Below are 12,005 nucleotides of genomic sequence, written 5' to 3'. Positions count from 1 at the left end.
AACGCCATATGAAAAACGCCCGGCCAATCTGGCCGGGCGTTTTGCATTGAAGCGTCGGAGAGTGGGGGTTTACTGCCCGCCACCGAAACGGCGGGACCACCAGCCGGCCCGGCGCGGCGCCGCAGGGGACGAGGAATCGGTGGCCGCCGGCTCGGAGGCAACCGGTCCGGACGCCGCGACGTCGACAGCCGGAGTGGGTGCGCTGCTCTCGGCGACGTTGACGGCTGAAACCGCGCCCTCCGGCCTCGGCTCGGTAAGGAAGCTGACCTTCTCGCGAACCGTCGAACGGCGTGGGGTCTTCTCGGATTCCGTCTTCGGAGCCTCGGTCTGCTGCACTTCGGGCTGTCCCGGAGCAGCCTGTGGCATGGGCACGGAGGCGCCAGCGACGGACTCATCTGCCTCGGTTGCGGCCGACGCATGGACCGGCGCCGCAGGTTCTGCCGGCTCTTCCTCGTCGTGGTGGGAAGCGCCATTGCCGTCGAAATCGGCCACGGCGGCTTCTGCCTCCGATGCCGAAGCCGGCGCGAGCTCGTCGCCGATCGACGCGGCGAGACCTTCTTCCGCGCCACCGCGCCGACGACGACCGCCGCGGCGTCCACGCCGGCGCGGACGCCGCTCGCCGCCAGGCTGATCCGTCTGCTCGCCTTGTGCGAACGCAGGCTGTTCCTCCGACTCGTCGTCTTCGCCGTCGGCGTCCTCGGCTGACTGCTCGGCGGCAGAGCCCGGCTCGGCGGGCTGCAGTCCGGCCGTGCCTTCTGGGAGCGCGCCCTCGCGGGCCTCGCTGCCGCGGCCACGCCGGCGCCGTCGCCGCTTGCGGCGCGCGCCGTCCCGCTCGCCTTCGGCTGCGCTGCCGTCGGCTGCGTCCTCGGACAGGCCTTCGGTCTCCTCGGTCTCGACCTCGGATTCCGTCTCGATGTCGAACGGTTCTTCCTCGTCGTAGATTTCCTCGGCCGCCAGCGGCGGGGCAGAGGCCTGCGCGGCGAGCAGCGCCTTGGCGGCCTCGAGCGTGTGCACCTGCTCGCCCCGATCGATGATGAAGGATTGCTGGCCGCTCACGCTCGGATCGGCGATGACGGCGAGCGAGACCTTGAAGCTGTTCTCGAGGTCACGCAGATGGCCGCGCTTGTGATTGAGCACGTAGAGCGCCACCTCGGTGCGGGTGCGGACCACGAGATTGTGGGTCGCGCCCTTCATCAGCGTCTCTTCGAGGCTGCGCAGCAGCTGCAGCGCCACCGAGGACACCGAGCGCACGTGACCGGTGCCGCCGCAATGCGCGCACGGCTCGGTCGAGCTTTCGAGCACGCTGGCCCGGATGCGCTGCCGCGACATCTCCAGAAGGCCGAAATGCGAGATCCGGCCGACCTGGATGCGCGCGCGATCCTGCCGCAGGCAGTCCGACAGCTTGCGTTCCACGGAGCGGTTGTTGCGCTTCTCGTCCATGTCGATGAAGTCGATGACGATCAGCCCGGCTAGGTCGCGCAAACGGAGCTGCCGCGCCACTTCCTCGGCCGCCTCCATATTGGTCTTGAGCGCTGTGTCCTCGATGTGATGCTCGCGCGTGGCGCGGCCGGAGTTCACGTCGATCGAGACCAGCGCCTCGGTCTGGTTGAGCACGATATAGCCGCCTGAGCGCAGCTGCACGGTCGGCGAGAACATCGCGTCGAGCTGGCTCTCGACGCCCATCCGGGAGAACAGCGGCTGGCCGTCGCGATACTGCTTCACCGCCCGGACATTGGTCGGCATCAGCATCTTCATGAAATCGTGCGCCTCGCGGTAGCCGTCTTCGCCGGCCACGAGGATCTCGTCGATCTCCTTGTTGTAGAGGTCGCGCAGCGAGCGCTTGATCAGCGAGCCTTCCTCATACACGAGGGTCGGGGCCTGCGACTTCAGGGTCATGTCGCGGACCGTTTCCCAGAGACGCAGCAGATATTCGAAGTCGCGCTTGATCTCGGGCTTGGTGCGGTTGGCGCCGGCGGTGCGCAGGATCACGCCCATGCCCTCGGGCACGTCGAGGTCCTGCACCACTTCCTTCAGGCGCGAGCGGTCCTGCGCCGAGGTGATCTTGCGGCTGATGCCGCCACCGCGCGCCGTGTTGGGCATCAGCACGGCATAGCGGCCGGCCAGCGACAGATAGGTCGTCAGCGCCGCGCCCTTGTTGCCGCGCTCCTCCTTCACGACCTGCACCAGCATCACCTGGCGGCGCTTGATGACTTCCTGGATCTTGTACTGCCGGCGCGGACGGAAGGTGCGCTCCGGCACTTCCTCCAGCACGTCATCGCCGCCGACGGATTCGACGAGCTCTTCCTCGATCTCCTCGCCGTCGTCCTCGTCGTCCTCATGGTCGCCGGACGCGGTGTCGGAGCCGTTCTCGTCGCCGGGCACGATGGTGACGCCGTGATCAGCATGTTCGCCCACGGCAGCGACGTCATCGTCGTCGTGCTCATCGTGATCATGCTCATGATGGTGGTATTCGTGATGTTCGTGCTCATCATGTTCGTGCTCGCCGTCATGATGCTCGTCGTGACCGTGGTGCTCATGGTCATGCTCGTCTGCCGCGACAGCCGGGCTGGCCGCCTCGGCAGCGTGCGAGCCGCCGGTCTGCGCGCTCGCGGCCTCCGCAGCTTCGCCGGAGGGCTGCTCGGTAGCAGCGTCATGGTCCTGCGCGGCAACGGCATCAGGCTGACGGTCGGCATGCTCGCGCGATTCGTCGGCTGCGCCCTGCCGAGCTTCGCCCGAGGCGTCCCGACCTTGAGCCTCGACCGGGCCTTCGGAGAAGCCCTGCGCCTCGCTGGGAGCGGTCGCGTCGGCGTGCGGCTGATCGTCCTGCGCATAGGCGTGGTGGTCTTGCGCCTCGTGGTCGGCCTCGTGCCCTTCGGTCGGGGCAGGGAGGCCCGCCTCGGCGACCTCGACGATCTCGCTCTGGACCCGTTCGCCGCTGCCGCGGCGCCGTGAACTGCGGTGCCGGTTGCGGCGGCGGTTGGAGCGGTTCTCGCTTTCCTCTTCGGCTTCGCGGTGCGCGCGCTCCTCGGCCTCGATCAGAGCCTGCCGGTCGGCGACCGGGATCTGATAGTAGTCCGGATGGATTTCGCTGAAGGCCAGGAAGCCGTGGCGGTTGCCGCCATACTCGACGAAGGCGGCCTGCAGCGAGGGCTCGACCCGGGTAACCTTGGCCAGGTAGATGTTGCCGCGGAGCTGCTTGCGTTGGGCCGTTTCGAAATCAAATTCCTCGACGCGGTTGCCGCGGACGACAACGACCCGGGTCTCTTCCGGGTGGGTAGCATCGATCAACATCTTGTTGGGCATATTGGAACTCTTGGAGGCGACGGGCGCGATTGGCCGCGAGCGCGTGGCGCGCTGTCGGATGACGCGACGGTCCACCTGATTCGGGGGTGAGGGGAAGGCCTAAACGCAGCTGGTCGCGCCGCGCCAACCCTGATGCCGGCGGGGCGATTGGCCGGACGGGGGTCTGGCCCCGCATCGGCGCGGATCGTCCGCTGGTCATGGTTGGCAACTCAGTCTGGCGCATCAAGCGTCGGCCCGTCTGGAATATGTGGGCGGCAGCGGGTGCCGCCTTCTCTGTTGCCGAAGGCCAGATTGCGCCGAAACGCTTGCCTGGATCGAATACCCACCCTGTCACGGGTGCGGTATCAGGCTATACCGTGTCTGACCTGGTGCCCGGGCGGTCTCTGCGAGGAGGCGCCCTGACAGGCGCCACTCGGCTCGTGACCGGCTCTCCGTTGCGGCCGCGCGGGATCGCGCAGGCTTTGGTGGAGCGTCGGAAAGGCGCTGGACTCTTCGCAACGACCGAGGACCCGATATCGAGCACCCCGATCACGAAGCTTCCGGCGTTTCACCGGAGGTTGAACGCGACACAACCGGCAGTAAGGATTAGCCTTCAGCCCTTCGTACATACGAGGAATGGTCAGGTCGCGCAAGCGAAGCGTCGCGGAACCGCAACAATCGGTGGCCTTTAACGAAAATGACAAAATTTGGCGGTTAACCCCTGGGATTGGTTGCGGTAAGACGATCCCGCGGAGGCATCGATTTGGCAATTGGCCGGGCGAATTACCTTTCCTTGCTGGGATGCGCGTCGCTGTGCGTCACGCAAATGTTATGTGCGGCGGTCATTCCGGCCCGCGCCCAGAGCGGGCCGGTCGGCCAGGTGCCGCCTGCCGTGGTCGGGCCCGGGTTCCCCATCGCCACCGACGCACGGGTCGCCGGCGATTCCCGACAGACCCGATTCGTGCTCGATCTCGACCGGACGGTGCCGTTTCGAACCTTCCTGCTCAGCGAACCCTATCGCGTCGTCGTCGACCTGCCCCAGGTCAGCTTTCATCTGCCCACTGGAGCCGGGACCAGCGGCCGTGGTTTGGTGAAGGCGTTCCGCTATGGGATGGTGATGCCCGGTGGGTCCCGCATCGTCTTCGATCTCACCGGCCCGGCTCGAATCGCCAACTCCACGGTGCTGGATGCCGCCAACGGTCAGCCGCCGCGGCTGGTGCTCGAACTGGAGGAGGTCGACGAGGCGACCTTCGCCCGCGCCATCGGCAGCGACAGCCGTCTTGCGCCCAGGCCTGCCGATTCGGGGTCCGCGACGGCGTCGGTCGCGGTCGCAGGAAACCCTGCGCCGGCAGTTCGGCCGCCGCCGACGACGGTCGCCATCGCCCCCCCTCCGACGGATGGTCCGCCGGACACCCGGCCCGTGGTCGTGATCGACCCCGGTCATGGTGGTATCGACTACGGCACCCAGGGCGGCGAGGTGCCGGAGAAGAATCTGGTGCTCGCCTTCGGCCAGGCGCTGCGCGACCGGCTGGAACGGTCGGGCAAGTTCCGCGTGATCATGACTCGCGACGACGACACCTTCATCCCGCTTGGAGACCGGGTCCGCATCGCCCAGAAGCAGTCGGCGGCTCTGTTCGTCTCCATCCACGCCGATGCGCTGCCGCGAGGTGAGGGCACTGCGCAGGGCGCGACCATCTATACGCTGTCGGACAAGGCGTCCGACGTCGAGGCGGAACGGCTGGCCGAGGCCGAGAACCGGGCCGACCAGATCGGCGGGGTCAATCTGACCGAGGAGCCGGCTGACGTCGCCGACATCCTGATCGATCTGGCCCGCCGGGAAACCCGCACGTTTTCCAACAGGTTCGCCCGTGTGCTGATGAACGACATGAAGACGGCGGTGCATATGCATAAGCGCCCGCTGAAATCGGCCGGTTTCCGCGTGCTCAAGGCGCCCGACGTGCCATCCGTGCTGGTCGAACTCGGCTATGTCTCCAACAAGGGCGATATGGGGAACCTGGTCTCCGACGCGTGGCGGTCGCGCACGGCGGACGCAATGGCGCGGGCGATCGATGCCTTTCTGGCCAAGCGCATCGCCAACGCGGGCCCCGAGAGGCCGGACAAGCCGGCGGCGGTCCGTGCAAAGCCCTAGTTTGGCCACAGCAACATCCGTATAAACGTGCTGCGAGGCACCCGGAATCAGTGAGGATTCCTTCTCGGCAGACTTGTGATAGGCTTGACCGCTGATAGGCTTGACCATGCGTTTCTCTGGCATGGGTCACGCGGCATTGCAGCCGACCGTGTGATTTTTGGCGGTAGCGCCTGTGGGTGCGCCGCGTCCGAGCCGAGAGACGAAACAAGAGTTGGAACGGATATTCGCCGATGCGCTTTCTGGTGCGGTTTTTGGGCTTCCTGTTCGCGGCCGGTACCGTCTTGTTCCTGGTCGGTGTGGCAGCAGCGGCCGGCCTGATCTGGCATTTTTCCAAGGACCTGCCTGACTACTCCCAGTTGCAGGATTATGAGCCGCCGGTGATGACGCGCGTGCACGCGGTCGACGGCTCGCTGGTCGGTGAATATGCCCGGGAGCGCCGGCTGTACCTGCCGATCCAGGCGGTTCCCAAGCTCGTGATCAACGCCTTCCTCGCCGCCGAGGACAAGAACTTCTACGAGCATGGCGGCATCGATTTCACCGGCATGGCGCGCGCCGCCGTGGTCTACGCCCAGAACTTCGGCTCCAATCGCCGTCCGCAGGGCGCCTCCACCATCACCCAGCAGGTCGCCAAGAACTTCCTGTTGACCAACGAGGTGTCGTTCGCCCGCAAGATCAAGGAAGCGCTGCTGGCGATGCGCATCGAGCGCACCTACTCGAAGGACAAGATTCTCGAGCTCTATCTCAACGAGATCTATCTCGGCTCGGGCGCCTATGGCATCGCCGCGGCGTCGCTGGTCTATTTCGACAAGTCGGTGAACGAGCTCACCGTGGCGGAGGCGTCCTATCTCGCCGCGCTGCCGAAGATGCCGGGCAGCCTGCATCCGATCCGCAATCGCGACCGCGCCATCGAGCGCCGCAACTACGTCGTCGATCGTCTGCTTGAGAACGGCTGGATCAAGCAGGCCGACGCCGACAAGGCGCGCAAGGATCCGCTGACGATCGCGAGCCGCAACACCGGCGCCCACATCTTTGCGGGTGAATATTTCGCCGAGGAAGTTCGCCGCGACATCTTCGAACGTTATGGCGAGAAGAAACTCTACGAAGGCGGCCTGTCCGTCCGGACGACGCTCGATCCGAAGATTCAGGTCATGGCGCGCAAGGCCATGGTCGCCGGACTCGTGAGGTACGACCAGGAGCAGGGCTATCGCGGGCCTGTCTCCAAGCTCGATACTTCGGGCGATTGGGGGGTGAAGCTCGCCGACATCAAATCGCTCTCGGACATCTCACCGTGGCGGATGGCCGTGGTGCTCGAGACCAGTGACCAGTCCGCCCGCATCGGCTTCCAGCCGCCGCGCGAACTCGGCGGCGCCGTCAGCAAGGAACGCCAGACTGGCCTGATCACGCTTGACGGCGTGAAATGGGCGCGGGCTGCGACGGCCAACGGCCGTGGCAAGGTGCCGACGTCGGTCGCCCAGGTGCTGCAGCCGGGCGACGTGATCTATGCCGATCCGCTGTACAAGGAAGGCAATCCGGTCGAAGGCCAGTATCGCCTCGAGCAACTGCCCGAAGTGTCCGGCGCGATGGTTGCCATGGACCCGAACACCGGCCGTGTGCTCGCGATGGTCGGCGGCTTCTCCTTCGACCAGAGCCAGTTCAACCGCGCAACGCAGGCCTACCGGCAGCCCGGATCGTCATTCAAGCCGATCGTCTATTCTTCGGCGCTCGACAACGGCTATACGCCGTCGACCCAGGTCGTCGACGCACCAATCGAGATCGACCAGGGGCAGGGCGGGCAGGTCTGGCGCCCCGACAACTTCTCCAACGGCAAATATCTCGGGCCCACGACCTTGCGCAACGCGCTGCGTCTGTCGCTGAACACGGTGACCGTGCGTCTCGCGCAGGACGTCGGCATGCCGCTGATTTCCGAATACGCCAAGCGATTCGGAGTCTATGACGAGCTGCCGAATTACCTCTCCTACGCCCTCGGCGCCGGCGAAACCACGGCCATGCGCATGGTCACGGCCTATTCGATGATCGCCAATGGCGGCCGTCGGGTGAAGCCGACCTTGATCGACCGCATCCAGGACCGCTACGGCCACACCATCTTCAAGCATGATGCCCGCGAGTGCCGCGGCTGCGACGCACCGGACGGCTGGAAGAACCAGAGCGAGCCGCAGCTGGTCGACCGCCGGGAGCAGGTTCTGGATACGATGACGGCCTACCAGATCACCTCGATGCTCGAGGGCGTGGTGCAGGCGGGCACGGCGACCGTGCTGAAGGAGGTCGGCAAGCCGATCGCCGGCAAGACCGGCACCACCAACGAGGCCAAGGACGCCTGGTTCGTCGGCTTCTCGCCGGACCTCGCCGTCGCCATCTACATGGGTTACGACAAGCCCCGGCCGCTCGGTAGGGGTAATGCTGCGACCGGCGGTCATCTGGCCGCGCCGATCGCAAAAGACTTCATGAAGCTCGCGCTGGCCGACAAGCCGGCCACGCCCTTCAAGATCCCGGCCGGCATCAAGCTGGTCCGTGTCGATGCCAAGACTGGCATGCGCGCGAGCCCCGGCGACGGCGGCCGCACGATCATGGAAGCGTTCAAACCTGGTACGGCGCCGCCGGACAACTACTCGGTCATCGGTGTCGCCGACGCCGATGGACGCGTGATGCCGTCGCAGAGCGGCGGCCAACCTGATGCTGGCAGCTTCATCATCCGTCCAGGCACGGGAAGCCTCTATTAGGCATTGGGCCGGCTGAAACTGATGCCGGTGCGGTGCAGAGCGATTGCGCTTTGCGCCGAGCGCCGTTACATCCCCTGTGAGAGACGATGCTGCGGCGCTTCAAGCCGTGGCCTGAAGAGAGCGACATGCGCGCGGAAATCGAGAAAATCGTAGAAGAGATCAAGCAGTCGGTCGGGCTGCTGAGGAGGCATCTTTGACGTCGAGACATCGACGGCAAGGCTGGCCGAGCTGAACAAGCTCGCCGAAGACCCCAATCTCTGGAACGACCCCCAAAAAGCTCAGCGGCTGATGCAGGAGCGGACCTCGCTGGAGGATTCGCTCACCGGCATTGGCAAGGTCGAACGTGAGCTCAGCGACAATATCGAGATGATCGAGCTTGGCGAGGCCGAGAACGATCCCGGTGTCGTCACTGAAGCCGAGAATGCGCTGAAGGAGCTGAAGAAGGAGGTCGCGCGGCGCGAGCTCGAGGCGCTCCTGTCCGGCGAGGCCGACAAGTTCGACACCTATCTCGAGGTCCACGCCGGTGCCGGCGGCACCGAGAGCCAGGACTGGGCGCAGATGCTGCTGCGCATGTACGCCCGATGGGCCGAGAAGCACGGTTTCAAGATCGAGTATCTCGAAGAATCGTTGGGCGAAGAGGCCGGCATCAAGTCGGCGACCATCCAGATCTCCGGGCATAATGCCTATGGTTGGCTGAAGACTGAAGCCGGCGTGCATCGCTTGGTCCGAATCTCTCCGTTCGATTCGAATGCACGCCGCCACACCTCGTTCTCTTCGGTGCAGATCTTCCCGGTCATCGACGACAGCATCAAGATCGACATCAAGGAGTCCGATGTCCGCGTCGACACCATGCGGTCCGGTGGCGCCGGCGGCCAGCACGTCAACAAGACCGAATCGGCGGTCCGGCTGACGCACATCCCAACCGGCGTTGCCGTGGTCTGTCAGGCTGGCCGGTCACAGCACAAGAATCGCGCCCAGGCCTGGGACATGCTGCGCGCACGCCTCTATGAGATCGAGCTGAAGAAGCGCGAGGAGAAAGCTGCGGCCGACCAGGCGGCCAAGACCGAGATCGGTTGGGGCCACCAGATCCGCTCCTACGTGCTGCAGCCGTATCAGATGGTGAAGGATCTGCGCACGGGCGTGCAGACGTCCGACACCGCCGGCGTGCTCGACGGCGATCTCGACGAGTTCATGGCGGCGACGCTGGCGCAGCGCGCGTTCGGCACGACGCCAGGCGCTGCGATCGAGGACGTCGATTGAGCGTGGCGCGCGTTGCCTTCATCGGGCTCGGGCGCATGGGCCATGGTATGGCCGGCCGTTATCTCGACGCAGGCTATTCCGTGGCGGTCTGGAATCGCAGCCGGGCGAAGGCGAAGGATCTGATCGCGCGCGGTGCGCGCTGGTCGACCTCGCCAGCTGATGCGGCAATCGATGCCGATGCGGTCGTTACGATGGTGGCTGATGACGACGCCTCGCGCGCGGTTTGGCTCGGGCCGGATGGCGCCGCGGCCACCATGCGGGTCGGCACGATCGCGATCGAATGCTCGACCGTATCGCGCGACCATGCGCTGCGCCTGTCGCGCGAGCTGGACGCGCGCGGCGTGACCTATCTCGACTGTCCGGTGACCGGGCTGCCCGACGCGGCCGCAAGCGGCAAACTGACCTTGCTGGTCGGCGCCGACGTCGCCGATCTCGACCGCGCCCGGCCTTATCTGGCGCCGATCGGCTCGACCATTCGCCATTTCGGGCCCGTGGGCGCCGGGACAGTCTACAAGCTGATCAACAACCTGCTTGGTGCGATGCAGATCGCAGGTCTTGCGGAGGGGCTCGCAATCGCCGAGCAGGCCGGCCTCGACATGAAGCTCGTGCTGGAGGCGATCCAGAGCGGCGTCGCGGCGAGCCCCCAGGTTCTGCGCCACGCGCCGCGCATGATCGCGCGCAACTTCGCCGATGCAAGCTTCACCGCGGCGCTCCGTCACAAGGATGCAGCCTATGCGCTGCAACTCGCCGAGCAGCTGCTTGGAGAGCGTCCCATCATGGCCCAGGCGGCCGTCGATGCTTATGCGCGGGCGAAGGCGGCGATGCCGGATGAGGACGAAGGCCGCATGATCGAGCTGGTGTCGCGGCCGAGATCCATGCCGTAGGCACACCACCGGAAAGCGGGTGGACGGCGCGAGTCTTCGCCTGCAAGGCTCGCGCAGATGAAACAGCGGTTTGCGGCGATGACATCCCAGAACGATAGCATGGACGCGCGGGACTGGTCGCTGCTCGGCCTGCTCTCTTTGCTGTGGAGCGGATCGTTCATCTTCAACGGCCTCGCCTTGAAGGAACTGCCCCCGCTGACGCTGGTGCTGCTGCGCATCGTGCTGGCGGCGGCGATTCTGCTGCCGGTGGCGCGACTGCGCGGGCTCGGCTTTCCCAAGGGGGTTGTCGGCTGGCTGCCGTTCCTCGCCGTGGCGCTGTTCAACAATGTCGTGCCATTCTGCCTGATCGTGATCGGCCAGACGTTCATCACCTCCGGCCTTGCTGCCGTCCTCAATGCGACGACGCCGCTGTTCACAATCGTGGTGATGGCCGCCGCGGGAGAGGAAAGGCTGTCGGCCCGGCGGGCAGCGGGTCTGGTCGTCGGCCTCGTCGGGGTCGTGATGCTGCGGGGCGGACCGGGGCTCGACGGCTCGGCAGGCGGCTACGGCATTCTGTTCGGTCTTGGCGCGTCGCTCAGCTACGGCATCGCCGCGCTGCTGGTGCGCCGCCATCTCGCCCATTCGCCGCCGCTTGCAACCGCCACCTTCCAGCTCTCGGCTTCCAGCGTGATGATGCTGGCCATCGCCGCTTTCGTCGACCAGCCCTGGCGTCTCCCGCTTCCCGGACTGCAGACCTGGGTCGCGGTCATAAGCCTTGCGGCGCTGTCGACGGCGTTCGCCTATATCGTGTTCTTCCAAATCCTGCGCCGCTCCGGGGCGACCAACGTGATGCTGGTGACGTTGTTGATCCCGTTGACGACAATCCTGCTCGGGTCGCTGGTGCTCGGCGAAAGCATCTCGTTGGGAGAGATCAGCGGCGCGCTGGTGATCGGGAGTGCGCTGCTGGTGATCGACGGTCGCATCTTCAGCGTCATTCGCCCTTCACCGCGACCGTCCTGCTGAACTGCACGCGCACCATCACTTCGTGCCGAACATCCGATCGCCGGCGTCGCCCAGACCGGGCACGATGTAGGCGTGGTCATTCAGCTTCTCGTCGATCGCCGCGGTCCAGATCGGGATGTCCGGATGCTCCTTCTCGAACTTGGCGATGCCTTCCGGTGCCGCCAGCAGGCAGACGAAACGGATGTCGCGGGCGCCGCGCGTCTTGAGCAGCTCGGCAGCCGCGCAGGCGGAGTTGCCGGTCGCGAGCATCGGGTCCATCAGGATCACCGTGCGGTCGCTCAGGTCCTGCGGCGCCTTGAAGTAGTACTCGATGGCCTGCAGCGTGTTGGGATCGCGGTAGAGTCCGATATGGGCGATGCGCGCGGACGGCATCAGCGCCAGCATGCCGTCGAGGAAGCCGACGCCGGCGCGCAGGATTGGCGCAAGCGTCAGCTTCTTGCCGGCGATCTTCGGCGCCTTCATCGGCGCGATCGGCGTTTCGATGTCGACCAGCTCGAGCGGCAGGTCGCGCGTGACCTCGTAGGCTAGCAGCATGCCGATCTCGTTCAACAGCTCACGGAAGCCCTTGGTCGAGCGGTCACGCTCGCGCATCAAGGAGAGCTTGTGCTGGACCAGCGGGTGATCGACGACGTGAACGCTCGTGTTTGCCATGATTCAAGTCCAGCAGGATCGCAGGTTCTGTGGGAGATG

General features: G+C 65.9%; 6 protein-coding genes and 1 pseudogene. 5 read left to right on the top strand and 2 right to left on the bottom strand.

Annotation, left to right across the window (positions count from 1 at the left end; all coding sequences use genetic code 11):
* Window positions 1-69: 69 nt before the first annotated feature.
* Window positions 70-3,303 (bottom strand): Rne/Rng family ribonuclease, encoded by a 3,234-nt coding sequence (locus QX094_RS27610; protein WP_409998649.1) that lies wholly within the window; start codon window positions 3,301-3,303, stop codon window positions 70-72.
* A gap of 805 nt (window positions 3,304-4,108) precedes the next feature.
* Here QX094_RS27610 and QX094_RS27595 point away from each other — a divergent pair.
* The 5 genes and pseudogenes from QX094_RS27595 (at window position 4,109) to QX094_RS27575 (ending at window position 11,315) form a co-directional block, all read left to right on the top strand.
* Window positions 4,109-5,431 carry an N-acetylmuramoyl-L-alanine amidase gene (locus QX094_RS27595; protein WP_315751757.1) on the top strand — a complete coding sequence of 441 codons (1,323 nt, stop codon included), beginning with the start codon at window positions 4,109-4,111 and terminating at the stop codon, window positions 5,429-5,431.
* A gap of 230 nt (window positions 5,432-5,661) precedes the next feature.
* Window positions 5,662-8,169, top strand: coding sequence for a penicillin-binding protein 1A (locus tag QX094_RS27590; RefSeq protein WP_315712186.1), 2,508 nt, complete (start codon window positions 5,662-5,664; stop codon window positions 8,167-8,169).
* Between the two features lie 125 nt (window positions 8,170-8,294).
* Window positions 8,295-9,429, top strand: a protein-coding gene (gene prfB / locus QX094_RS27585) for a peptide chain release factor 2 (RefSeq protein WP_315712184.1) whose coding sequence is annotated in 2 segments (ribosomal slippage) — window positions 8,295-8,363 and window positions 8,365-9,429 — 1,134 coding nt in all. Because the reading frame shifts where the segments join, the coding sequence is not laid out codon by codon here.
* Window positions 9,408-10,313: pseudogene (locus QX094_RS27580) on the top strand (NAD(P)-dependent oxidoreductase); the annotation flags it as partial. The gene prfB and the pseudogene QX094_RS27580, both read left to right, overlap by 22 nt.
* Window positions 10,314-10,370: 57 nt before the next feature.
* On the top strand, window positions 10,371-11,315 hold the full coding sequence (locus QX094_RS27575; RefSeq protein ID WP_410052207.1) for a DMT family transporter: 945 nt from the start codon (window positions 10,371-10,373) through the stop codon (window positions 11,313-11,315).
* Between the two features lie 15 nt (window positions 11,316-11,330).
* Here QX094_RS27575 and upp read toward each other — a convergent pair whose 3' ends face one another.
* Window positions 11,331-11,966, bottom strand: a complete 636-nt coding sequence (upp, locus tag QX094_RS27570; protein ID WP_315751689.1) for a uracil phosphoribosyltransferase — start codon at window positions 11,964-11,966, stop codon at window positions 11,331-11,333.
* Between the last annotated feature and the right edge of the window lie 39 nt (window positions 11,967-12,005).

Source organism: Bradyrhizobium sp. SZCCHNS1050, assembly GCF_032484785.1.
In the GTDB taxonomy this organism is placed as follows: domain Bacteria; phylum Pseudomonadota; class Alphaproteobacteria; order Rhizobiales; family Xanthobacteraceae; genus Bradyrhizobium.
The sequence above is the reverse complement of the archived record's forward strand: the minus strand, read 5'-3'. Positions and strand labels throughout refer to the sequence as shown.